Genomic DNA, 23,675 nt, shown 5'->3' on the forward strand with positions numbered 1-23,675 from the left:
AGCGAGCAGTCCGCCACGCCGCCCGCGGCCTTCGCGGCCGCCGACCCCGACGGCGTCACCACCGCCGCCCTCGGGCGGGTCCCCGCGCCGCGCTCCGGCGCGGGCTCCGGTGCGCCTCCGGCGCCCGGCAAGCGCCCCGGTGGGCCGCAGGCCTGGGTTCAGAAGCTCATGGCCGGGGGCGGGCGCCGGAACCTCGCCGCCGCCGGCGCGGGTGTGGTGCTCGCCGCCGTGCTCGGCACCGTCGTCTCGCTGGGTACGTCCTCCGGGCACGGCGCCCCGGACAGCGGCGACCAGGACGGGGTCAAGCCGGACCGGTCCACCTCCCGTCAGGACGGCGAGCCGGATCTGACCGCGGACCATCCGGCGGCCGGTGGTCACGATCCGGCACGGCTTCCCGGGCGGCCCGCGAGCCCTGGGCGGACCGGTGCTCCCGGGCGGACGCCCACGCCCTCGGGGACGCCCTCCGGCAGCACCTCGCCGTCTCCGTCGGGCAGTGCCTCGCCCGGTGGGTCTCCTTCGGCGAGCCGGTCGCCGGGTGGGCAGCCGAGTGGGACGCGGTCGCCTGGGGGTGGGGAGTCGCCGAAGCCGTCTCCGCCCGCGGAGCCGAGTCCTAAGCCGCCGACTCAGCCGCCGGTTACGCCTTCGCCGTCGCCGCCGTCTTCGCCTTCGGGTGGCGGTGGGTCCACGGGGGCCGGGAGTGGGCCGGGGACGGTGAAGCCGTCGGGGTGAGAGGTGCCCCGGTCCCGCCCTTTCACCGTTTCTTGCGAGGGCAAGCCCCCGCACCCCCTGAGCGCGCCTGCGGCGCGCGTCCTCAAACGCCGGACGGGCTATTCAGCCCGTCCGGCGTTTGAGGACAACCGCGCGGAGCGCGGTTTCAAAGGGGGCGCGGGGCACCCCCCGCAGAAACGGTGAAAGGGCGGGTCCGGGGCACAGCCGCCCGCAGGGCAGCCCCCCGCTCAGAACAGCCGCAACTTGTCGTCCTCGATCCCGCGCAACGCGTTGTAGTCGAGGACGACGCACCCGATACCCCGGTCAGTGGCGAGCACGCGAGCCTGCGGCTTGATCTCCTGGGCGGCGAAGATGCCGCGGACAGGCGCGAGGTGGGGGTCGCGGTTGAGGAGTTCGAGGTAGCGGGTGAGCTGTTCGACGCCGTCGATCTCGCCGCGGCGCTTGAGCTCGACGGCGACGGTCTGCCCGTCGGCGTCGCGGCAGAGGATGTCGACGGGGCCGATGGCGGTGGGGTACTCGCGGCGGATGAGGGTGTAGCCCTCGCCGAGGGTCTCGATGCGGTCGGCGAGGAGCTCCTGGAGGTGCGCTTCCACGCCGTCCTTGATGAGGCCGGGATCGACGCCGAGCTCGTGGGAGGAGTCGTGGAGGACTTCCTCCATGGTGATGATGAGCTTCTCGCCCGCCTTGTTGATCACGGTCCAGATGTCGCCGTCGCCCTCCTTGAGGGTGCAGGGCGGGGACATCCAGTTGAGGGGCTTGTAGGCCCGGTCGTCCGCGTGGATCGAGACACTGCCGTCGGCCTTGACGAGGATCAGACGGGGGGCGGACGGCAGGTGGGCGGTGAGCCGGCCGGCGTAGTCCACGGAGCAACGGGCGATGACGAGACGCATGGTGAGCCACGCTACTCGACTCCCGGCACCGGACGCGATTCGCCCTGGATGGGCCCCTTCGCCGATGGCCAGTTGTAGGTGCGTTCTCCTGGTGGGGCAGCAGTGGCCGGATTACCGTTGAAGCGGGCGGTCGTCGTACGGGCACAGGGCGTCGTCGTCCGCTCGCCCACCCCCAAGACCCCGCCCGGCGGGGTCGCGAGAGGAGAACCCATGTCGCTCGACGTCTCACCGGCCCTCCTTGAACAGGCCGAGCGAGGCGAGGTCGACGAAGAGGCATTCGTCGACTGCGTCCGGAACTCCCTGCCCTACGCATGGGAGATGATCAGCTCGCTGGTGGCACAGCTCCAGGTCGACGGCGGTGAGTTCGCCGACAACCGCACCCCGCCGCCGGACGAGAAGGCGCGCGGGCAGCTCCTGCGGGCCCTGGCGAGCGATGCGATCCGCGGTGCGCTCCAGCGGCACTTCGGGGTCCGGCTGGCGTTCCAGAACTGCCACCGGGTCGCGGTCTTCCCGGTCGACGCCTCGGCGGACACACGGCTGGCCCGCTTCACCTCCGTGCGGGGCCAGGTGCTCAACCAGTCGCCCGAGCTGCGCGACTGCTGAACCGGCGCTGCTGCCGCTCCGCATGCGGGGGTGCGTATCGGTACGGGGGCGGCAGCTCCCCGGGGCCTGTGGCCGGGGAGCGGGCCGGGGCCGGCGCGGGCCGCCCCGGGCCCCCGGAAACCCGCGGGGACCCCATGGGAAACGGCCAAAGACCGTGACCCGGGCGGCTCCGTCCCGACCGGCGGGTCAGCGGACCAGTGGCAGGACCTCCGAGCCCAGCCGCCGCAGGTTCTCCTCGGTGGCCGCGAGGTCCCCCGAGCCCTCGGCCAGCAGCGCGAAACCGCGTACGCCGGTCCGTTCCGCGGTGGCCGCCAGGCGGTCGGCGCACAGCCGCGGCGGGCCCACCGGGTGGAGGGTGCAGAGCAGCTCCGTGTACTCCAGCGGGTCCCGCATCCGCCGTGCCCGGCCGTCGACCGTGACGTGCGCCCCGAGCCCCTGGTGGAACCAGCCGGGCATCGCCTTCAGCAGGGTCTCCGCCGCCTCCTGACGGCGGTCCGCGATCTGCACCACGCCCGCCGCCACATGTGGGGCGGCCGCGACCTCCTCCGGTGAACTCCCGGCCTCCAGGGCGCACTTGCGCCACAGGGCCACCATCTCGGCCTTCTCCTCGTCGGCACTGTGCATACCGAGCAGCATGGGGAGCCCGTGCCGGGCGGCCAGCCGTACGCCGGCGGGCGAGGTGCAGGCGACCAGCACGGGCGGCCCCGGGTGGTCCAGCAGCTCGTCCGGCCGGGGCACCACGGGCACCTCGCGGAAGGAGAACCGTTCCCCCGAGGCGCCGACGCGGGGCTCGCGGAGCCAGCGCATCAGCAGTTCGAGGGATTCAGGAAACGCTTCTTCGTAAGCCTGGAGGCCCGAGTTGAACACTTCCAGGTCCACCCACGGCCCGCCGCGGCCCACCCCGAGGGTGAACCGGCCGCCCGAGGTGATGTGGAGCAACGCCGTCTGCTCGCCGAGGGTGACGGGGTGGGTGGTCGGCAGGACGCTCACCGCCGTGCCCACCCGGATCCGGCGGGTACGCCCCAGGAGCAGCGCGGCCAACGTCACCGCCGAGGGGCAGACGCCGTAGGGGACGAAGTGGTGCTCGGCCAGCCAGACCGCGTCCAGTCCGGCCTCCTCGGCGACCTCCGCCGCCCGTACCGCCCGGTACAGCGCCTCTCCATGGCCCTGGCCCGGGAACTGGGCGGCCAGGACGAACGCTCCAACGCGCATGCTCGTGCACCTTCCTGCGCGACCGACGCGACCCCCCGGTGGCAATAACGCCCGACACGGGCCGTGAGGTACGGGGGTTCAGGAAGTTTTCATGATGATCGGAGGGGGTGGCTGGGTAGGGCAGGGGTACACCCGGCCGGGGCGGTGACCGTGACGCGTACCCTGGTCACAGCCCGTAGCTCTCCCGACCTCCGAGGTGAACCCGTGTCCCCGCGCCGAAACCGCCCGCGAGGCGGCGCCTTCAGTCAAGCCGTCGAGCCCGCCCGGCATGAGGGCGGCGTGCGTTACGGCCTGGAGCAGACGGAGAGCTGGCAGGGCGAGGACTGGTCGGTCCGCATGATCGGCGGCGGGTCGGCCGCCAAGCACTACCGGTGCCCCGGCTGCGACCAGGAGATCCCGCCCGGGGTGCCGCACCTGGTGGTGTGGCCGCAGTACGGCGCGGGGGTCGAGGACCGGCGCCACTGGCACAAGGCCTGCTGGAACGCGAGGGACCGCCGGAGCGCCCGGCTCCAGCGGTCCCGCAACGCACCGCGGTACTGATCGTGCCGCGGATCCCTCAAGCCGGTCAGGCGTCCCGCTTGTTGATCACCAGATGGGCGCCGGCGGTGGCGACCGCGGCGAGGGCGAGCATGATCCACAGTGGATCCCAGCCGGTGGGGCCCGAGTCCACCTCCGCGCCGTAGAGGGTGAAGAGCTGCATGGGGATCGAGTACTTGACGAGCACCTCGCCGATCTTCTGCACGGCGTCGGACTGGAGGAACAGCGCCAGCAGCGGCGGGAGCAGCACCAGGCCCAGCATGCCGGTGATCGCACCCGCGGAGTGCCGCAGCATCGTGCCCACGGCGAGGGCCAGCAGCCCCGCCAGCGCCACGTAGATGCTGCTGCCGACGGTCGCCTTGAACCACGCGCCGGCCCCGATGCCGTCCGGGACCCGGTCGCTCAGCAGCGCGGCACTGATCAGCGAGACGAGGAGCGTCGCGACCAGCGTGGTCACAAAGGTCAGGGCGGCGAACACGATCGCCTTCGCCGCCAGCACCCGGGAGCGGCTGGGGCAGGCGGTCAGCGTGGTCCTGATCAGCCCGGTGCCGTACTCGGAGGAGATCGTCAGCACGCCCAGGGTGAGGACGGGGATCATGCCGAGCAGCACGCCGACGGCGCCCAGGCCCATCACGTCCTCGCCGGTGGCGGTCTCGTCCTTGGAGAAGTTGTAGGCGACGAGGGACAGCGTCAGGCCCAGGCCGATGACGATCACGAGCATCGTGCCCAGCGTCCACATCGTGGACCGCAGGCTCCTGATCTTCGTCCACTCCGCCGTGAGGGCGTCCCCGAGGGTCGCCCGGCGGACCGGGATCGGGGAGACGTATCCGCCCGGGCCCGCCTGGCCGGGCCAGTGCGGCCGGTCGGGACCTTGACCGGGGTGCTGCGGCGCGGCCTGCGGGGGCGCCGGATGCTGGGGGGTCGTCGGGGTGGTCATCGGGCGTCCTCGGTGTCGCGCTTGGTCAGGTCGGCGGGTGCTGAGTAGGCGTCGAACGGCCCGCCGGGCGGCGCCGCCGGCTGCTGCGGGACGGGCGGCTGCTGGGCGTACGGATTGGGCTGCTCGCCCGGCAGCACCGGGTAGCCGTGCTGCCCGTTCCACCCCTGCGGCGCGGGCGCGGCGCCCGGCATCGCGTACCCGGGGGCGGGCTGCTGGAAGCCGGCCCGGGGATCCTGGGTCGAGCGGTAGTCGACGGCGCCCTGCGTCATCCGCATGTACGCCTCCTCCAGGGACGCCTGGTGCGGCGAGAGCTCCCAGAGGCGGATGTCGGACTCGTGGGCGATGTCGCTGATCCGGGGCAGCTCCAGGCCGGTGACGCGCAGGGCGCCGTCCGGCTCGGGCAGCACCTGGCCGCCCGCCTCGACCAGCGCGGTGGTGAGCTTGTCGCGCCCCTCCGGTGCCGTGTCGGGGGTGCGGACGCGGGCGAAGCCGGCCGAGTTGGCCGCGATGAAGTCCTGGACGCTCATGTCCGCGAGCAGCTGCCCCCGGCCGATGACGATCAGGTGGTCCGCGGTGAGCGCCATCTCACTCATCAGGTGCGACGAGACGAAGACCGTCCGGCCCTCGGCGGCCAGCCGCTTCATCAGGTTGCGGACCCACAGGATGCCCTCGGGGTCCAGGCCGTTCACGGGCTCGTCGAACAGCAGCACCTGAGGGTCGCCGAGGAGCGCCGCGGCGATGCCCAGCCGCTGGCCCATGCCGAGCGAGAAGCCCCGGGACCGCTGCTTGGCCACGCCGTGCAGGCCCACTACGCCCAGCACCTCGTCCACCCGGGCGCGCGGGATGCCGGCCAGCTGCGCGAGGGCGAGCAGATGGTTGTAGGCGCTGCGCCCGCCGTGCACGGCCTTGGCGTCTATCAGCGCGCCGACCTGGCGGGCGGCGTTGGGCAGCTCCCGGTAGGGGCGGCCACCGATGGTGACCCGGCCGGCGGTCGGCACGTCCAGACCCAGGATCATGCGCATGGTCGTGGACTTTCCGGAGCCGTTGGGGCCCAGGAAGCCGGTGACGGCGCCCGGCCGCACCCGGAAGTTCAGGTTGTGCACGGCCGTCTTGGCGCCGTAGCGCTTCGTCAGGCCGACTGCCTCGATCATTCTCCGCCCCTCGCGAGATGGTCGGGGCTGGAGCCCCTCGTTCGGGTAAGGAGGATAGCGAGGGGTTGACGGTTCCACGGAATGCTGGTGCGGGGTCCGGAACTTCGGTGAATATGGTCAGGAAGAGAGCTCGGCGTGACACAGATCACCTGATCCGGAAGGCGGTGGAAGCTCGCCCTCCGTGCGTACCCAGCCCTCCTCGCGGAAGATCCTGGCGCCCTCCGCCCGGACCGCCTCCTCGGCACGCGCCCGCTCGGTCCAGGTGTGCGGGTCGGGGCCCAGCAGGGCGCCCAGCCGGTCCGAGGAGCGCAGCAGCGCCGACAGCAGCGCGCCCTGGTCGCCCGCGCCGGGGCGCGGGCGACCGGTGGCGGGGTCCAGCAGTACGCCGTGGTGCGATACGTAGAGGTAGGCGCCGCCCAGCCGTTCGCCCGACGGCATGGTCATCGGGAACGCCGCCCCGGGCAGCAGGACCCGCCGGTAGTGCAGCTCGGAGGCGTCCACGGCGGCCAGCTGCGCCGGGTCCAGCCAGCTGACCACCAGCCGGCGCTCGGCGTCCGGGTCGGCGTAGGGCGCGGCGGCCACGTAGCCGGCCCGGCCGATGTGTGCCGAGCAGCCCACGCCGATGCCGCAGACGGTGACCGGGACCATGGGCACGGCGGCGGGCAGTCCGCACCCGGCCAGCTTGTGGCCCACCTGGGCGGGGGACGCGTTGGAGCCGACGGCCAGTACGGGGTGGCGGCGGCCGGTGACGGTCCGGCCGAGGGCGGTCAGCAGGGCGTCGAGCTCCGGCCCGGTCCCGTCCGGCCGCCCGGGGGACGGGCCGTCGTCGGCTACGGATCCGGGGTGCGGCCCGCCGTCGACGACGGGCCCGGAGCGCGGTTCGCCGTCGACGACGGATCCGGGATACCGGCCGCCGTCGACGACCGGCCACGCCCCGAGCGGCCGGGCCGGGGCGGCCCGCAGCGCCAGCAGCTCCGTCTCCAGCAGCAGGCACGGCTCCGGGGCCGGGCGGCCCGGGTACTCCAGGGGACGCCGGAACGGCACGGCGTCCAGGCCGAGGGCGCGCAGGGTCCGGCACATCGCCGGGGCTACGCGTCGCGCTTCTTGAGCACGACGTACCCGCCCAGCAGGGCGGCGGCCACCCACAGCACCATGATCGCGAAGCCTCCCCACGGCCCGTACGGCGCGTCGTCGTTCACCAGGACGACCTGCATGACCTTCTGCCCGGCCTTGTCGGGCAGGTACTCGCCGACCTTCTTGGTGGCGGAGACCCCGGCCAGGATGCTGGAGATCAGGAAGAAGAACGGCATCAGGACGCCGAGCGAGAGCATGGGGCTGCGCAGCATCGCCGCCACCCCCATCGAGAACATCGTGATCAGCGCCATGTACAGCCCGCCGCCGAGCACGGCGCGGAGCACGCCCGGGTCGCCGAGGTGGGCGCCGTGGTCGCCGAGCATCGCCTGGCCGACGAAAAAGGTCAGAAAGCTGGTGATCATGCCCACGACCAGGGCAAGCGCCGAAGCAATGGCGATCTTGCTGAAGAGAAAGACCCCGCGCTGCGGAACGGCGGCCAGCGATGTCCGGATCATTCCGGTGCTGTATTCATTGGCGACCACCAATACCCCGAAAACGATCAAAGCCAGCTGACCGAGTCCCATCCCCGCGAAACTGATGAATGTCGGGTCGAAGGTGAAGCGGTCCTCCGCCGAGAGATTTTCGAAGTCGTTCTTCGCGAGTGCGCTGATCAGGGCGCCGAGAGCGACGGTGACCAGTACGCCGATGCCGAGCGTCCACACCGTGGAGCGGACGGATTTGATCTTCGTCCATTCCGATCGCAGGACCTGTGTCACCACCGCCATGATCAGGATTCCTTCCCGCGCCATCCGGCACCCCAGGACGGCTGCTCCGCCGCCGGCGACGCCGCCGGCGCCTGCTCGGGCCCGGCGTGTGCGTGGTACTCCACCGAACCGGCCGTCAGCTGCATGAACGCCTCCTCCAGCGAGGCCTGCTGCGGGCTCAGCTCGTGCAGCACGATCTGATGCCGCGCCGCCAGCTCGCCCAGGTGCGCGGCGTCCTCGCCGGTCACCTCCAGGGCGCCCTCCGGGCCCGGCGCGGCGGCGATCCCGGCGCCCGAGAGCACGTCCCGCAGCCGCTCGTGGTCGGGCGAGCGCATCCGCACATAGGAACGGGAGTTCTGCGCGATGAACTCGGCCATGGTGGTGTCGGCGAGCAGCCGGCCCTGGCCGATGACGATCAGGTGCTCGGCGGTGAGCGCCATCTCGCTCATCAGGTGCGAGGAGACGAAGACCGTGCGGCCCTGGGCGGCCAGCCCCTTCATCAGCGTCCGGATCCAGTGGATGCCCTCCGGGTCCAGCCCGTTGACGGGTTCGTCGAACATCAGGATCCGGGGGTCGCCGAGGAGCGCGGCCGCGATGCCGAGCCGCTGGCCCATACCGAGCGAGAAGCCCTTCGAACGCTTCTTCGCGACCGACGAGAGGCCGACCGTGTCCAGCACCTCGCGCACCCGGGCGGACGGGATCCCATTGCTCTGCGCCAGACACAGGAGATGGTTGTAGGCGCTGCGCCCGCCATGGATCGCCTTGGCGTCCAGCAGGGCCCCCACCGTTCGCAGGGGGTTGTGCAGTTGCCGGTAGTGCCGGCCGTCGATGCGGACCGTGCCGCTGGTGGGGTTGTCGAGGTCAAGCATCATCCGCATCGTGGTCGACTTGCCGGCGCCATTGGGGCCGAGGAAGCCCGTGACGATGCCGGGGCGGACGGTGCAGGTGAGTTGATCGACGGCGAGCTTGTCGCCGTAGCGCTTGGTCAGACCCTCCAGCTCGATCATTCATTCACGGTACGGGCGGGCGGGGAGCGCCGCCACCGGAAGGGCGCTGTCCGGAGGCACGGGCCCGTCGGGACACGTCAGCGCGCCGTGGGCCGCCTCCGGATCCTCGGACGGCCACGACGCGCTGAGCGCGGGATCCCCCGAACGAATGTGGTGCTGGGTACTGCTGTCTGTGGTGGTCCGCCGCCGGTGAGCCGCGGGTTCAGCGGCTCTGCTGGGCCGGAACGCCGCGCGAGATCGGCTCGTCGTCACCGGGCACACCGGCCGCGGCCACCGCGGCACCGGTCAGCGTGGCCAGCATCTCGCGGACGTTGGTGAGCTGGGCGTTGATGCTGTCGCGGCGGTTGGTGAGCGCCGCCAGCTCGCGCTCGGACTCGCTGCGGATACGGTCCGCCTTGGCATTGGCGTCGGCCACGATGTCCTCGGCCTGGCGCTGCGCGGTCTCCACCGTCTGCCGGGCCCGGCGCTCCGCGTCCGTCCGCAGCTTCTCGGCCTCCAGCCGCAGCTGCTCGGCGCGGTGCTCGATCTCCGCCAGCCGCTTCTCCGCCTTCGCCTGGCGCGAGGCGAGGTCGCGCTCGGACTGCTCGCGGCGCTTGGCCAGGTTGGTCTCGAAATCGGCCGCCGCCTGGGCCGCCTTGGCGCGGGTCTCCTCGAAGAGGGCGTCCGCCTCCTCGCGCTTGGACTGCGCGTCCTTCTGTGCCTCGGCCCGCAGCGTCGAGGCGTCACCCTTGGCCTTCTCGACGATCCGCGCGCCCTCGTCCTCCGCCTTGGCCTTGCGGTCGGAGGCGAACGACTCGGCGTCGTTGCGCACTTGCTGCGCCGCCGACTCCGCCAGCTCACGGTGCTGCTCCGCCGCCCGGCGGGCCTCCTCACGCAGGTCCTTGGCCTCTTCCTCGGCCAGCCGGAGGATCTTCTCGACCCGCGCCCCGAGCCCCGCGTACGACGGTTCCGCGTCATTGATCTGGGCCTGGGCGTTCTGCGTTTCGAGGTGCAACTCCTCGATGCGCTTTTCCAGAGAGGTGATCCGGGCCAGTGCGCTGTCACGGTCGGCGACGAGCTTGGTAATGCGGTCGTCCACCTGGCCGCGGTCGTATCCACGCCGCACGAGCTCGAAGCCGAAGGGGGAGGAAGTGTCGCTCATGGGGTTCCTGTCGAAAGAGACCGGTGAGGTGATAAGGGAATCCTAGGGCGGTGAGCGGCGTCTCATGGAGCAGATCCTGTTACTGGGTTGGCGGATTGGGAATTTCTCCCCTCGAATGAGTGGCTACTTCTGTGCTTGCTTGCCACCCGAACGAGTAGCGCCGGCACCCGCCGTCGCCTTCACCCCGCCCTCCTTGGAGCCGCTTGCCCCGGGGGACTCAAATGATTCCAACGCCTCCAACACGTCCTGGACACGGGAAATCTCCGCGTTGATGTCCTTGCGGCGCCGAACCAGCGCCTCCAACTCCGTCCTGCCGCCCTCGACCAGGCGCTGAGCCTCCTGCTCGGCCTCGGTGCGCAGGCGCTCCGACTCGCGTACGGCCTCGCCGCGCAGCTGCTCGGCGTCCCGCACGGCGGCGGCCTTCTTCTGCTCCGCCTCCTTCAGCAGTCCCTCGGCCTTCTTCACCGCGGCGACCCGGACCTTGTTCGCCTCGCCACTGGCGTCGGACAGCAGCTGCTTCGCCTTCTCCTCGGCCTCCGCCAGCTGTTCGGTCGCCGCCGCGACGAGCTTGTCGCAGCGCTCGCCGGCCGACTGCATGGCCTCCGCGGCCTCCCGGCGCGCCCGGTCGTGCAGTTCCTCGACCTCGGCCTCGATCCGCGCCCGCAGCTCGTCCGTGCGCTCCCTTATGGCGGTCGCGTCCTTACGGGCCTCGGCCAGCAGGGTGTCGGCGTCCGTACGGGCCTGCTCCACCAGCGCGTTGCCCTCGCCGGTGGCCTCGGCGACGATCCGCTCGGCCTCCCGGCGGGCGGCGCCGACCATGGTGTCCGCCTGCTCCTCGGCCGCGGCGGCGGTCTTCACTGCCTCCTCCCGGGCCTTGGCGACCAGCGCGTCCGCCTGCTCGGCGGCCTCCGTGCGGCGCTGGGCCGCGGCGTCCCGCGCCTCGTCCACCGTCCGCTCGGCGTCGTCCCGCGCCTCCGCGCGCAGCCGCTCGGCCTCCAGCACGGCGTCCGCCTTGACCTTCGCCGAGTCCGCCCGCGTGCTGTTGGCGTTCTCCTGGGCGGCGGCCAGGGCGGTCCGCGCCTCGGTGGCCATCCGCTCGGCCTCCGCGGTCGCCTCGGCGACCAGCTCGTCCGCCTGCCGCGCCGCCTCGGTGCGCCGCCGCGCCGCCGCCTCCCGGGCCTCGTCCGCGGTCCTGGCGGCCTCCTGGCGGGCCGTCTCCAGCGCCTCGGCCGCGTCGGCCCGCACCCGCTCGGCCTCGGCCTGGGCGTCCGCCAGCGTCCGCTCGGCCTCCGCCGCCGTCTCCGCGCGGTGCGCGGCCGCCGCCTCGCGGGCCTCCTCGGCCGTGCGCGCGGCCTCGGCGGCCATCCGCTCGGCCTCGGCCCGCGCCTCGGCGATCAGCTCGTCGGCCTGCTGAGCGGCCTCCGACCGGCGCTTGTTGGCCGCCTCGCGCGCCTCGTCCACGATGCGGTCGGCGTCGTCCTGCGCCGAAGAGGTCAGCTCCGCGGCCTCGTTGACGATCCGTTCGGCCTCCGCACGGCCGTCCGCCCGCATCTTGTTCGCGTCCTCGCGGGCCTCGGCCCGCGCCCGCGCCGCGTCCTGCTCGGCCGACGCCAGCGCGTCCGAGGCGTCGGTACGCATCTGCTGCGCCCGCGCGGACGCGTCCGTGACCAGCCGCTCGGCCTCCGCCGTCGCCTTGGCGATCAGCTCGTCCGCCTGCTGCGCGGCCTCCACCCGGTGGGCGTCCGCCGCGTCCCGCGCCTCGTCCACCAGGCGCGTCGCCTCGGCCCGCAGCCGCTCGGCGTCGGCCGCCGCCTGGGCGCGCTCCGCCTCGGCGGCCTCCTCCGCCTCGTCCAGCGCCCGGCCCGCGTCCGCGCGCAGCCGCTCGGCCTCCGACGTGGCCTCCGCGACCAGCGCGTCCGCCTGCTCGGCGGCGTCCGACCGGCGCTTGTTCGCCGCCTCGCGAGCCTCCTCCAGCACCCGGGAGGCCTCCGCCCGGACACGGTCGCCCTCGGCGATCGCCTCCTCGACCGTGCGCTCGGCCAGCTCCCGGGCCGCCTCCGACGCCGACTGGGCCTCGGCGCGGATGCGCACCGCGTCCTCGCGGGCGCCCTCGCGCTCCGCGTACGCCTCGGCGCGGACCCGGTCCGCCTCCTCCTGCGCCTCGTTGACGGTCCGTTCGGCACTGTGCTCGGCCGCCGACCGCAGCCCGGCGATCTCCTCCTCGGCCTGCTCGTGCAGACCGGCGACGGACTCCCGGACCTGCTGGGCCGTCTGCTCCGCCGCGCCCACCAGCTCGGCGGCCCGCCGCTCGGCCTCCGCGACCAGGCGCAGGGCCTCCTCCTGCGCCTCCGCGACCCGCTTGCGCGCCGACGCCAGCAGCTCCTCGCTCTGCTCACGCGCCGCCTCACGCTCCGCCTGCGCCTCCGCGCGGGCGTCGCCCAGCAGCTCCTCGGCCTCGCGCCGGCGCCGCGCGGCCTCCTCCTGCGCCGCGGCCAGCGCCTCGGCGGCCTCCGCCGCCGTGCGCTCCGCCGCCGCGTTGGCCTCGGCCCGGACCCGGTCGGCGGCCTCCTGGGCCTCCGACCGCAGCCGCTCCACTTCCTCGGCCGCCTCGGCGCGCAGCCGCGAACCGGTCTCCTCGCCCTCGGCACGGGCCGCGGCCGCCTCCTCGGCGGCCTCCGACCGCAGCCGCTCGGCCTCCTCCTCGGCCTGCGCCCGCAGCGCCCGGACCCGCTCCGCGGCCTCCGTGCGCTGCCGCTCGGTCTCCTCGGCCGCCTCCTTGCGCAGCCGCTCGGCCTCCGTACGGGCCTCGCGCAGCGCCCCCTCGGCGGCCTCGACCCGCTGCTCGGCCTCGGTGTGCAGCCGGGTCAGCTCCTCGGCGGCCTCCGCGCGCCGCGCCTCCGCGGCCCGCTCGGCCTCCTCGCGGAGCTGCCGGGCCGTCTCGGCCGCCTCGGACCGGGTGCGCTCGGCGTGGTCCTCGGCCTCCTCGGCCATCTCCTCGGCCTCGGTGCGGGCCCGTTCCAGCGCCTCCTCGGCCTGCTTGCGCAGGGCGGCGGCGCGCTCGGCCGCCTCGGCCCGCACCTTCTCGCTCTCGGCGCTCGCGCCCGAGCGGGTCTCGGCCGCGTCGGCCTTCGCCTCGGCCAGCAGCTCCTCGGCGGTCTTCGCCGCCTCCTCGATCTGCTGGAGCGCCTCGCGGCGGGCCTCGGCCCGCACCTTCTCGCCCTCGGCGACGGCGTCCGCGCGCAGCTGCTCCGCCTCGCCGCGCAGCCGCCGGGCCTCCTCCTGGAGCTCGACGGTCCTGGCGCGGTACTCCTTGGTGTCGTCCTTCGCGGCGCCCTTGAGCTGCTCGGCCGACTCCTCGGCCTGCGCCCGCAGTCGCTCCGCCTCGGTCTCCGCCTCCTTGCGGATGCGCTCCGCCTCGGCCGCCGCGGCCTTGGTGGTGGCCCGCGCGTCCTCGGACGCCTTGGACAGCATCTCCTCGGCGGTCCGCGCCGCCTTCGACAGCTGGGCGGCCGAGTCCTCGGCGGCGGCGCTGCGCGCCCGGTCCGCCGTCTCGGCCAGCAGCCGCTCGGCCTCCGCCGCCGCGTCGTCCCGCAGCTGCTGCGCCTCGGCGCGCAGCGCCTCGGCCTCCTTGGTGGCCTCGTTGACCAGGCGGGTGATCTCGGCGCGCGTGGTCCGGGTGCGCTGCTCATTGTCCGACTCGGCCTCGGACAGCGCCGCCGCGGCGGCCTGCCGGGCCTCGGCGACGACCTTCTCGGCCTCGGCCCGCGCCTCGCGCAGCGCCGTCTCGGCCTCCTGCATCCGCGCCTCGGCGGCGCGGGTCAGCTCGGTGGAGGCCGTCCTGGCCTGGTCGGACTCGGCACCGGCCGCGGTCCGCAGCTGCTCGGCGTGGTCGGTGGCCTCCTGCGCCTGCTGGGAGGCGGCGGTCAGCAGCCGCTCGGCGTCCGTGCGCGCCCGGCGCAGGATCGCTTCGGCTTCCGCGCGGGCGTCCTCGGCGGCCGCGCCGAGCCGGGCGCGGGCCTGCTCGGTGAGCCGCTGGGCCTCGGCACGGGCCGCGGACAGCGCCTGCTCGGCCTCGGCCCGGGACTCCTCCAGCAGCCGGCGGGCCTGGGCGTCGGTGCGCGCGCGCAGCTGTTCGGCCCAGGCGACGTTCTCGTTGACGTGCGACTCGACGGTCGCCCGGCGCTCGTTGAGCTCCTCGTCCAGCCGCTGGCGGCGGGCCACCGCCTCGGCGTGCAGCTCGGCCTCCATCCGGGCCTGCCGCTCGGCGTGCTCCTGGAGCAGCCGCTGGGTCTGGGCCCGGGCCTCGCGCAGTTCGCGCTCGGCGTCCGTCCGCAGCTGGTCGGCCTGGATCTGCGCGTTGCGCAGCAATTGTTCGGCCTGGTAGTCGAGTCCGGCCGCGTCATAGGCGGGACGGTGGGCGAGGGTGCGCCGCGCCTCGTGCAGCTTGGCGCGCAACACCTCGACCTGGTAGCCGAGGTCGTCGGCGTGCTGGACCGCCTTCTCCCGCTCCTTCTTCAGCCGCTCCATCTCGGCCTCGAATTGCGAGAGGTGGTCGGTTTCAGCCCGCTGGCTGTCCTGGCGCTCGTAGCCCCGCACTGCGCGGTCCATCCGTCCCCTGGTCGCGTCGGTGGCCGGCCCCGTGCGTGGTGGTGGAACCCGGAGCCCGCCCTTCCGAAGAAATGGTGTCAGATCATCGGCACAGCCTGGGCCGGGCCCCACCCGTACCCCGGCCGAACCTGCACTCTACCGGCCGGGGACAGGTGTGGGTCAGTGCTCCTCCGCCGGGCGGGGCGCCGAGGTGACCAGTTCGGTCAGGACGCCGTGGCAGTCCTTGGGGTGCAGGAAGGTGATGCGCGAGCCCATCGAACCGATGCGCGGGGTGTCGTAGAGGACGCGGACGCCCTTGTCGCGCACGGCCGCGGCGTCGGCGTCCACGTCGGCGGTGCCGAACGCGATGTGGTGCACGCCCTCGCCGTTCTTCGCCAGCCACTTGCCCACCGCGGAGTCCTCGCGGGTGGGTTCCAGGAGCTGGAGGTAGGAGGCGCCGCCGTCCGACGTCTCATTGATCTTCAGCATGGCCTCGCGTACACCCTGTTCCTCGTTGACCTCCGTGTGGAACACCTCGAAGCCGTACGTGGCACGGTAGAACTCGACGGTGGTGTCGAGGTCGAAGCAGGCGATCCCGATGTGGTCGATGCGCGTCAGCATGGGTCCAGTGCACCGCCGCGCGGAGCGGTTACGCAACGTGCGCGCGATCACACCTGCCGCCCGGTGACCGAGTGGAGTACCGCTCAGTACATTGACGAAACCACCGTTAACCGCCTCCGTCGAAGGAGCACCGTCCATGTCTGGTACGAACGGTTCGACCGCTACCACCTCCGTGATCGTCGCGGGCGCCCGGACGCCCATGGGCCGGCTCCTCGGCTCGCTGCGGACCTTCTCCGCGTCCGATCTCGGCGGCTTCGCCATCAAGGCCGCGCTGGACCGGGCGGGCATCGGCGGTGACCAGGTCCAGTACGTGATCATGGGTCAGGTGCTGCAGGCCGGCGCCGGGCAGATCCCCGCACGCCAGGCGGCAGTCAAGGGCGGCATCCCCATGAGTGTCCCCGCACTGACCGTCAACAAGGTGTGCCTGTCGGGACTTGACGCCATCGCCCTGGCCGACCAGCTCATCCGCGCGGGTGAGTTCGAGATCGTGGTGGCCGGCGGCCAGGAGTCGATGACCAACGCCCCGCACCTGCTGCCCAAGTCCCGCGAGGGCTACAAGTACGGCTCAATCGAGATGCTCGACTCCATGGCGCACGACGGGCTCACCGACCCGTTCGAGGACATCGCCATGGGCGCGTCGACGGAGAAGCACAACACCCGGCTGGGCATCGGCCGCGCCCCGCAGGACGAGATCGGCGCGCGCTCCCACCAGCGGGCCGCCGCCGCCCAGAAGAACGGTCTGTTCGACGCCGAGATCACCCCCGTCGAGGTGCCGCAGCGCAAGGGCGACCCGGTCCTGTTCAGCAAGGACGAGGGCGTCCGCGGGGACACCACCGTGGAGGTCCTCGGCCGGCTCAGGCCCTCGTTCCACAAGGACGGCACGATCACCGCGGGCACCTCCTCGCAGATCTCCGACGGTGCCGCCGCCGTGGTCGTGATGAGCAAGGCCAAGGCCGAGGAGCTGGGCCTGGAGTGGATCGCCGAGATCGGCGCCCACGGCAATGTGGCCGGCCCGGACAACTCGCTGCACTCCCAGCCGTCCAACGCGATCCGGCACGCCCTGTCCAAGGAGGGGCTGACCGTCGACGATCTCGACCTGATCGAGATCAATGAGGCTTTCGCGGCGGTTCTTGTGCAGTCAATCAAGGATCTGGGGGTATCGCCGGAAAAGGTGAACGTCAACGGTGGGGCCATCGCGCTGGGCCACCCCATCGGCATGTCGGGCGCCCGTACGGTGCTGCACCTCGCCCTGGAGCTCAAGCGGCGCGGCGGTGGCGTCGGCGCGGCGGCGCTGTGCGGCGGCGGTGGGCAGGGCGACGCCCTGATCGTCCGCGTGCCGGGCAAGTGACGGCCGGACCACTGCGGAACCGGAGCACTGCGGAAGGAGCGGCGATGGCGGACGTGACCGCGCTGGTCGAACAGGCCCGGGCGGGCGCTCCGCGCGCCGTCGCCCGGCTGATCTCGCTGGTGGAGGGGGCGTCCCCGCAGCTGCGCGAGGTCATGGCGGCGCTGGCACCGCTCACCGGCGGCGCCTACGTCGTCGGGCTCACAGGCTCGCCGGGGGTCGGCAAGTCGACCTCCACCTCGGCCCTGGTCTCCGCGTACCGGAAGCGGGGCAAGCGGGTGGGGGTGCTCGCCGTCGACCCGTCGTCGCCGTTCTCCGGGGGCGCCCTGCTGGGCGACCGGGTGCGGATGTCGGAGCACGCCTCCGACCCGGGCGTCTATATCCGCTCGATGGCCACCCGGGGGCACTTGGGCGGCCTCGCCTGGGCCGCGCCGCAGGCGATCCGGGTGCTGGACGCGGCGGGCTGCGACGTGGTGCTGGTGGAGACCGTCGGCGTGGGCCAGTCCGAGGTGGAGATCGCCTCCGAGGCGGACACCACGGTGGTGCTGCTGGCCCCGGGCATGGGCGACGGCATCCAGGCGGCGAAGGCCGGGATCCTGGAGATCGGCGACGTCTACGTGGTCAACAAGGCGGACCGGGACGGCGCGGACGCGACGGCCCGGGAGCTGAACCACATGCTGGGGCTGGGCGAGGCCCGCAGGCCCGGCGACTGGCGGCCGCCCATCGTCAAGACCGTGGCGGCCCGCGGCGAGGGCACCGACGAGGTGGTCGAGGCGCTGGAGAAGCACCGGGCCTGGATGGAGGAGAACGGCGCCCTCGCGGAGCGCCGCGCGGCCCGGGTGGCGCACGAGATCGAGCGCATCGCGGTCACGGCGCTGCGGTCGCGCATCGGCGACCTGCGGGGCGGCCGGGACGTGGGCGCCCTGGCGGCGCGGGTGCTGGACGGATCGCTGGACCCGTACGCGGCGGCGGACGAGCTGGTGGCGGGGCTGACGGAACGGGGTTGACGGAACGGGGGGTGGCCTTCTCCGTCGGGACGGGGGGTGCCCCCGGCTTCCGGCAAGCGGCCCCGAGGTCTCCGGACGGACCGGATGAACGGTCCGTCCGGAGACCGTCGGCGGGACGGGCCGGCTACCCCTTCCCGCGCGCCGCGCGCAGGTGTTCGGCCAGCGGGGTCAGGGAGGTGTGCAGCGCCTTGAGCTCGTCGCCCGAGAGCAGATCGATGAAGTGCTCCCGGACGGACGCCACATGATGCGGAGCGACCTTCCGCATCGTCTCCCAGCCCTGGTCGGTGAGGACGGCGAACAGCCCCCGCCGATCGGATTCGCAGTTCTCCCGGCGGACGAGACCCGCGTTCTCCATGCGCGTGATCTGGTGCGAGAGGCGGCTCTTCGACTGGAGGGTCGCGGCGGCGAGGTCGCTCATCCGCATCCGGTGGTCCTTCGATTCGGAGAGGTTGACCAGGATCTCGTAGTCGTTGTTGGTGAGACCGAACGGCTGCAGATCCCGTTCGAGCTGATGCATCAACAGGCGGCTGACGTCCAGGTGCGTACGCCAGGTGCGCTGTTCCTCATCGCTGAGCCAACGTGTGCCGTTCTCGGTGTCCATGGTGAGATTCTACCTAAGAATGTTGAAAAGCGAACCAATTGGAAGTGTGGGGGGAGCCGGAACGAGAGGTCAAGCGTTCGACGTCACACTCCGCAGGGTACCGCTCACAGCCCGAAGCGGCGCTGGAGGTCGCCGAGCTGGCCGGGCAGACGGGGAACGGATGGCTGATTCCCATGCGTCGAGGGCGTTCCGCCCCCGGGTACGCCCGCCTCGTCCGGCGGCGCCCCAGTCGGCTGCTCGTTCATCAGCTGCTCGGTGGACTGGAGCAGCACCGTCCCGGAGCCGACGAACTCGAACTGGTGCTCCTCGCCCGACGTTCCGCCGAACCCGGTGAGCATCCGCACCCCGCCCAGCACCCCCTGCATGTACTGGTGGTCGTAGTGGTGGCAGGGCGACGGGCAGTCCGCCCACCCGACCAGCGCCTGCGGGTCCACCCGGATCGGCGGCTCGACGAAGACCACCGGGCCGTTGGACGCGGCCACGAACTTGCCGGTGCCGATGAGCGTCACAAAGCCCGGGATGATCGACTGCTTGAGGGCCAGCGTCGGTTGGTAGGCCAGCAGATTGCCGGACCGGACCGTGAGGTTGCCCTCCTCAAGGTCGTACGAGTTGACGTCGAACGAGCGGTCCGCGAGCAGCATCTTGCCGCGGCCCTCGGCGACCACCCAGTCCGCGGCGTGCAGCGGGGAGTGGAAACTCGACCGGATCAGCCGGTCCAGCGGGCCGTGGCCGATGCCGTGGAAGCTGATCTGCCCGAAGTAGGCGATCATCTTCCCCTTCTGGAGGAACCACTGCCCGTCGAGGTCCACGCTGAAGGCGTAGTCATTGACGTTGTCGTCGACCGGCAGTGTGTGCGCGTCATGGATGACCGGGCCGTTCACAGCTTCTCCTCCGACGCCTGTACGAACACCGTGCCGTTGCCGGACAGTTCCAGCTGGAAGGCCTCGCCCGAACCGCGGCCGATCATCTCCCGCCAGCCGATCGCGGTCGACAGCTTGTTGCGCACGTCGCCGCGGTGCGCGACATAGGCCTGGGGGTCGACATGGACGGGCCGCTGGGGCTGGATGGGCAGCTCGATGAAGCCACCGTGCGCCATCACCGCCACCGCGCCATGCCCCTTGAGGGTCGTGGTGAACAGGCCCTGGCCCGTCACCTGGCCGCGCACCATGCCCATCACGCCGCCCTGCGACCCCATGAACATCGTGCCCTGCTGGAGCGAACCGTCGAACGCCAGCAGCCGGTCCGCCTCCACATAGAGGGTGTCGCCGGACAGTTCGATCACATGGACGTGGTGGCCGCCGTGCCCGAACATCACCGTGCCGCTGCCCTCCACCGTCATCAGCGGCGTGGCCTCGTTGGCGATCCGGCGCCCGATCATCCCCATGACGCCGCCCTGGCCGCCCGTGATGCTGGGGGTGAAGGAGACCTCGCCCTTGTAGGCGAGCATCGCCCCGCGCTGACTGAACAGCCGCTGCCCCGGAACCACCTGGGCCTCGACCATCCGCGAGTTGAGAAGTCGGAAGGGCATCACAGATCACCCGCGATCGTGGTGCGCTCGCTCGGCTGCACGTACACCAGTCCGTCGCCCTCGAAGCGGATCTGGAACGCCTCGCCCGAGCCCTCGCCGATGAACGTCCGGAAGTTCACTCCCGACTGGAAGTGCTGCTGGAGCCGGCCCGTGTGCGCGATGTACGCCCCCGGGTCGACCGAGAGCGGCGTCTGCGGGGTCACCCGCAGCACGATCGCCGTACCGGCGGAGAGGATCGCCGCCTGGCCCGTGCCCTCCACGGTCGTCGTGAACAGGCCGTTGCCCTGGGACGCCCCGCGCAGGCCGGTGAACGATGTGCCGGTGCGCAGCGCCGAGTCCGTGCAGAGCAGGTTGCTCGCCTCCACGTACAAGGTCTCGCCCTGCAGGCTCACCAGGTTTATTTCGCTCGCCCGGTCGGCGAAGTAGCAGGTGCCGTGCCCCTTCACCTCCATGACCGTCATCTGTTCCCCCGTGATCCGGCGGGTGACCATGCCGCGCAGGCCGTCACCGCCACCGGTCATCTTCTTGAATGTCATGTCGCCCTCGTACGCGACCATGGCCCCGTTCTTGGCCTTGACCGCGTCGCCCGTCATATCGACGGCGAGGACTTTGCTCCCTTGGAGCCGAAACTGTGCCACGCTCCGACGCTAGCGGGCATCCGTGCTGCTCCGACAGGCCCCGGAACCCGGAGCGCCCCCGGACCCGACCCCGGGAAACGCCCCGGTATCCGTTCGATCACGACCCGGATCCGAAGATCCGATCCAGCCCTGCAACAATGGGCGGAACTTGTGAACGCACTCACAAGATCGCTGCAGTGCGTGACCGCCCCGACACTCCTGACGGAAGGTGTGCTTTTCCTGTGGACCTCAAGACCGCCTCCGCTCTGCGCCGGCTCCGACTGATCTCCGCGCCCGAGGCCTGCTCGTTCCTGCTGCTGATCCTGTGCTCGCTCCTCAAGCGGACCACCGACTTCAACGCCGTCCCGGCGATGGGCATGGTGCACGGCATCCTGTTCCTGATCTACGTGGTCTTCTGGGTCGACGCCTGGAACAAGGCCAAGTGGAACGCCAGGACCGGCATCACCTACTTCGCCCTGTCCGTCCTGCCCACCGGCGGCTTCTTCGCCGACCGCATGCTGCGCCGCGAGGCCGAGGCGAGCGTCATGGCCGCCCGGGCCCGCAAGGAAGGCGTGGTCGGCGCGTGATCGTCGCCTTTTCCGTCACCCCGATCAGTGCCGGCGAGGACGTCGGCGAACACGTCGCCGAGGCGGTCCGCGTCGTCCGCGCCTCCGGCCTGCCGAACCGCACCGACGCCATGTTCACCTCCCTCGAAGGCGAGTGGGACGAGGTCATGGACGTCGTCAAGCGCGCCGTCCAGGCCGTCGAGGCCCGCTGCGGCCGGGTCTCCCTCGTGCTCAAGGCGGACATCCGCCAGGGCGTCACGGACGGCCTCACCAAGAAGGTCGAGACGGTGGAGCGCCACCTGTCGTCCTGACGCGACGGGCGGCCCGGTGCCGTCCTGACGCGACGGGCGGCCCGGTGCCGTCCTGACGCGACGGGCGGCCCGGTGTCGCCCTGACGCGGTGCCCGGCCCGGTGCCGTTCCGACGCGATGCCCGACCCGGACGGACCGCTCACCCCTCCAGCACCGCCGCCCCCAGCCCCGTCCGCTCGTACAGCACCTGCCGCCCCCGGCGCCGTGCCGTCAGCAGCCCCGCGTCGCGGAGGACGGAGAGGTGGGCGGAGACCGACGAGAGCGCCAGGCCGTGCCGTTCGGCGAGGGCCGTGGTGGAGGCCGGGGCGTCCAGGCCGGAGAGCAGGGCGGCCCGGTTGGGGCCCAGCAGCCGGACCAGGGTGTCGGGCGGGGGCGCGTCCGGCGGCGACCAGAGGGTGCCGATGCCGCGGGCCGGGTAGACGAGCGTCGCCTGCCAGGGCGGGTCGAAGCCGCCGATCAGTTTCGGCCAGACGAAGGCGCTCGGTACCAGCATCAGGCCCTCGCCCCGCAGCACCCGTCGGTGATCGGCCCGGTGGCCGATCGTCAGGGTGCCGTCCGCCCACGTGAGCTTCGGGTGCAGGTCCGCGAAGAGCCGTTCCAGACCGCCCGACGCGAGCTGCCGGGTGCGGAAGGCGACGTCGTCCTCCAGCAGGGCGCGCTGCCGGGGCCACCGGGGGAGGAGCAGCAGCCGCCAGGCCCGCTCCAGCAGCGCCGTCAACTCCCGGAGCGCGCCCGCCGGATCGGCCAGCATCGCCCGTCCCCGTTCCGACTCGGCCGCGCCCGGGGTGTCGGCCAGCGAGCGGGCGAGCTCCTTCCGTACGAGCTCCGGGTCGGTCGCCCGGACGTGGGCCAGCTCCTCGTCGAACGGTGTGAACGGCCCGCGCGGCGGCGGGCAGAGGAAGTCCGGCGCGTACCCGGTCCGCGGCATCAGCAGCCGGATCGGCGCGAGATCGATCTCGGCCGCCACCCCGGCGACCTGGCGCAGCCACGGCCGGTAATACGCGTGGCGGTGCGGCTGCCGCAGGGTGCGGATCGCCTCCTGGGTCTCCCACAGCGGTGACACCGCGAACCGGCAGCGCAGCAGGTCCTCGGGCCCGAAGTGCAGGTGGAACGGCATGGACTCCCCCTTGGTCCCTCGTCCCGGAGCTCCAACTTTCGGCTCCGGACGAAAGATTAGAGCTGCCGGGCCGGGCCCGTGACGCTTCGGGCATGACTTCCACCGCCACTCCCTCGGAGCTGCCCGCGGCCGACGAGCCCGCCAGGGTTGGCTACGCGGCCGTCTTCGCCGTCCGCGAGTTCCGGGCCGTCTTCGCGGCGCACCTGCTGTCCCTGCTCGGCGTCGTCGTCTGCGAACTCTCCCTGTCCGTCCTGGTGTACAGGCTCACCGGATCACCGCTGCTGAGCGCCCTGACCTTCGCGCTCGGCTTCCTCCCGTACGTGGTCGGCGGCACCCTGCTCTCCGGGATCGCCGACCGCTTCCCGGCCCGGCGCGTCCTCGTCGTCTGCGATCTGCTCTGCGCCGGGGCGGCGGTGGGCATGGCGCTGCCGATGACGCCGGTGGGAGTGCTGCTGGTCCTGCGGTGTGTGAGCGCCCTCGTGGCGCCCGTGTTCAGCGGGACGAGGGCGGCGACGCTCGGGGACATCCTGGGCGACGGCGACCTGTTCGTCCTCGGCCGCTCGCTGGTGCGGCTGGTCTCCCAGGGCGCCCAGCTCGTCGGGTTCGCGGCCGGCGGGGTGCTGCTGACGGTGCTCCAGCCACGGAACGCCCTCGGCGTGACCGTCGCCGGCTTCGTCGCCTCCGCGCTGCTGCTGCGCTTCGGCACCCGCCGCCGCCCGGCGCGGGCCGACGCCGGCGGCGCGCTGGTCACGTCCTCGCTCACCGGCGCCTGGCGGCTCCTCACCGACCGGCGCGTCCGGGGCCTGATCCTGCTCGTCTGGATACCGCCGTTCTTCCTCGTCGCACCGGAGGGCCTCGCCGCGCCGTACGCGGACTCCATCGGCGCGGGGTCGGTCGGCCTGGGGCTGCTGATGTGCGGCACGCCCGTCGGGGCGATCATCGGCGAGGTCCTGGCGGGCAGCCTGCTGGGCCCGCGGGCCAGGGAGCGGGTGGCGCTGCCGGTGGCGGTCCTCTCGATGCTGCCCTTCGTCGCCTTCGCCTGGCGCCCGCCGGTGCCCTGGGCGCTGCCCGCGCTGATGGCGGTGGGTGCCGGGATGCTGTACACGCTCGGCGTGGACCAGTGGTTCATCGCGGCCGTGCCCGAGGAACTGCGCGGCCGGGCGATGACCTTCCAGGCGGCCGGTCTGATGACGATCCAGGGGCTGGGCATGGCCGCCGCGGGCGCCGCCGCCGAGTTCGCGCCCCCGCACGCCGTGATCGCCGGGGTGGGGGTGGTGGGAGTGATCGCGACGGGCTTGGTGGCGCGTTCGGTACGCTCGACGCACCCGTGA

Annotated in this window: 22 protein-coding genes and 1 pseudogene; 7 read left to right on the top strand and 16 right to left on the bottom strand. The window is 72.8% G+C overall.

All coding sequences use genetic code 11. The features are described 5' to 3' along the window. Positions 1-378 (bottom strand): annotated as a pseudogene (locus HN013_RS32360) (hypothetical protein); the annotation flags it as partial. 578 nt (positions 379-956) lie between these two features. Beyond that, positions 957-1,619 (bottom strand): endonuclease NucS, encoded by a 663-nt coding sequence (nucS, locus tag HN013_RS13195; protein WP_171166298.1) that lies wholly within the window; start codon positions 1,617-1,619, stop codon positions 957-959. 210 nt (positions 1,620-1,829) lie between these two features. Between nucS and HN013_RS13200 the strand changes: the two genes are divergently transcribed. Continuing rightward, positions 1,830-2,222, top strand: coding sequence for an SCO5389 family protein (locus HN013_RS13200; protein ID WP_171166299.1), 393 nt, complete (start codon positions 1,830-1,832; stop codon positions 2,220-2,222). Between the two features lie 186 nt (positions 2,223-2,408). On the opposite strand, the gene HN013_RS13205 is transcribed toward HN013_RS13200, so the two are convergent. Then, complete coding sequence (locus tag HN013_RS13205; protein ID WP_171166300.1) at positions 2,409-3,434, bottom strand: LLM class flavin-dependent oxidoreductase; 1,026 nt, start codon at positions 3,432-3,434, stop codon at positions 2,409-2,411. A 204-nt stretch (positions 3,435-3,638) separates the two neighbouring features. Here HN013_RS13205 and HN013_RS13210 point away from each other — a divergent pair, with 204 nt between their 5' ends. After that, positions 3,639-3,974, top strand: coding sequence for an ATP/GTP-binding protein (locus HN013_RS13210; protein WP_171166301.1), 336 nt, complete (start codon positions 3,639-3,641; stop codon positions 3,972-3,974). 25 nt (positions 3,975-3,999) lie between these two features. On the opposite strand, the gene HN013_RS13215 is transcribed toward HN013_RS13210, so the two are convergent. The 8 genes from HN013_RS13215 to mce form a co-directional block, all read right to left on the bottom strand. After that, positions 4,000-4,908, bottom strand: a complete 909-nt coding sequence (locus HN013_RS13215; protein WP_171166302.1) for an ABC transporter permease subunit — start codon at positions 4,906-4,908, stop codon at positions 4,000-4,002. Continuing rightward, positions 4,905-6,059 (bottom strand): ABC transporter ATP-binding protein, encoded by a 1,155-nt coding sequence (locus tag HN013_RS13220; protein ID WP_171166303.1) that lies wholly within the window; start codon positions 6,057-6,059, stop codon positions 4,905-4,907. The genes HN013_RS13215 and HN013_RS13220 overlap by 4 nt, the downstream gene beginning before the upstream one ends. A 117-nt stretch (positions 6,060-6,176) precedes the next feature. Continuing rightward, the gene (locus tag HN013_RS13225; protein WP_171166304.1) at positions 6,177-7,139 is read right to left on the bottom strand and encodes a hypothetical protein; all 963 of its coding nucleotides are present in this window, start codon (positions 7,137-7,139) and stop codon (positions 6,177-6,179) included. Positions 7,140-7,147: 8 nt separating this feature from the next. Then, on the bottom strand, positions 7,148-7,918 hold the full coding sequence (locus tag HN013_RS13230) for an ABC transporter permease (RefSeq protein WP_171166305.1): 771 nt from the start codon (positions 7,916-7,918) through the stop codon (positions 7,148-7,150). Between the two features lie 2 nt (positions 7,919-7,920). Next, positions 7,921-8,904, bottom strand: coding sequence for an ABC transporter ATP-binding protein (locus HN013_RS13235; RefSeq protein WP_171166306.1), 984 nt, complete (start codon positions 8,902-8,904; stop codon positions 7,921-7,923). Between the two features lie 202 nt (positions 8,905-9,106). Beyond that, positions 9,107-10,045, bottom strand: coding sequence for a cellulose-binding protein (locus tag HN013_RS13240; RefSeq protein WP_171166307.1), 939 nt, complete (start codon positions 10,043-10,045; stop codon positions 9,107-9,109). Positions 10,046-10,168: 123 nt separating this feature from the next. Then, on the bottom strand, positions 10,169-14,641 hold the full coding sequence (gene scy, locus HN013_RS13245; protein WP_171166441.1) for a polarized growth protein Scy: 4,473 nt from the start codon (positions 14,639-14,641) through the stop codon (positions 10,169-10,171). Between the two features lie 171 nt (positions 14,642-14,812). After that, positions 14,813-15,253 (bottom strand): methylmalonyl-CoA epimerase, encoded by a 441-nt coding sequence (gene mce, locus HN013_RS13250; RefSeq protein ID WP_171166308.1) that lies wholly within the window; start codon positions 15,251-15,253, stop codon positions 14,813-14,815. A gap of 172 nt (positions 15,254-15,425) precedes the next feature. Between mce and HN013_RS13255 the strand changes: the two genes are divergently transcribed. Continuing rightward, a complete protein-coding gene (locus HN013_RS13255; protein WP_171166442.1) occupies positions 15,426-16,601 on the top strand; it encodes an acetyl-CoA C-acetyltransferase in 1,176 nt (391 codons plus the stop codon). Positions 16,602-16,645: 44 nt separating this feature from the next. Further along, positions 16,646-17,605, top strand: coding sequence for a methylmalonyl Co-A mutase-associated GTPase MeaB (gene meaB / locus HN013_RS13260; RefSeq protein WP_171166309.1), 960 nt, complete (start codon positions 16,646-16,648; stop codon positions 17,603-17,605). Positions 17,606-17,729: 124 nt separating this feature from the next. On the opposite strand, the gene HN013_RS13265 is transcribed toward meaB, so the two are convergent. The 4 genes from HN013_RS13265 to HN013_RS13280 all read right to left on the bottom strand — a co-directional run bounded on the left by HN013_RS13265 (position 17,730) and on the right by HN013_RS13280 (position 20,372). Further along, positions 17,730-18,206 (bottom strand): MarR family winged helix-turn-helix transcriptional regulator, encoded by a 477-nt coding sequence (locus HN013_RS13265; RefSeq protein ID WP_171166310.1) that lies wholly within the window; start codon positions 18,204-18,206, stop codon positions 17,730-17,732. A gap of 104 nt (positions 18,207-18,310) precedes the next feature. After that, positions 18,311-19,087 carry an AIM24 family protein gene (locus tag HN013_RS13270; RefSeq protein ID WP_171166311.1) on the bottom strand — a complete coding sequence of 259 codons (777 nt, stop codon included), beginning with the start codon at positions 19,085-19,087 and terminating at the stop codon, positions 18,311-18,313. After that, the gene (locus HN013_RS13275) at positions 19,084-19,734 is read right to left on the bottom strand and encodes an AIM24 family protein (RefSeq protein ID WP_171166312.1); all 651 of its coding nucleotides are present in this window, start codon (positions 19,732-19,734) and stop codon (positions 19,084-19,086) included. Before HN013_RS13275 ends, HN013_RS13270 begins: the two co-directional genes overlap by 4 nt. Continuing rightward, complete coding sequence (locus HN013_RS13280; RefSeq protein WP_171166313.1) at positions 19,734-20,372, bottom strand: AIM24 family protein; 639 nt, start codon at positions 20,370-20,372, stop codon at positions 19,734-19,736. The genes HN013_RS13275 and HN013_RS13280 overlap by 1 nt, the downstream gene beginning before the upstream one ends. Positions 20,373-20,593: 221 nt before the next feature. On the opposite strand from HN013_RS13280, the gene HN013_RS13285 reads away from it, so the two are divergent. Then, positions 20,594-20,938, top strand: a complete 345-nt coding sequence (locus HN013_RS13285; protein WP_171166314.1) for a DUF3817 domain-containing protein — start codon at positions 20,594-20,596, stop codon at positions 20,936-20,938. Continuing rightward, entirely contained in the window at positions 20,935-21,228 is a 294-nt protein-coding gene (locus HN013_RS13290) for an MTH1187 family thiamine-binding protein (protein ID WP_171166315.1), read from the top strand. The genes HN013_RS13285 and HN013_RS13290 overlap by 4 nt, the downstream gene beginning before the upstream one ends. A gap of 138 nt (positions 21,229-21,366) precedes the next feature. Here HN013_RS13290 and HN013_RS13295 read toward each other — a convergent pair whose 3' ends face one another. Then, entirely contained in the window at positions 21,367-22,344 is a 978-nt protein-coding gene (locus HN013_RS13295; protein ID WP_171166316.1) for a DUF5937 family protein, read from the bottom strand. 92 nt (positions 22,345-22,436) lie between these two features. Here HN013_RS13295 and HN013_RS13300 point away from each other — a divergent pair, with 92 nt between their 5' ends. Further along, positions 22,437-23,675 (top strand): MFS transporter, encoded by a 1,239-nt coding sequence (locus HN013_RS13300; RefSeq protein ID WP_171166317.1) that lies wholly within the window; start codon positions 22,437-22,439, stop codon positions 23,673-23,675.

The sequence above is a fragment of the Streptomyces sp. I05A-00742 genome (assembly GCF_013055795.1).
GTDB lineage: Bacteria > Actinomycetota > Actinomycetes > Streptomycetales > Streptomycetaceae > Streptomyces.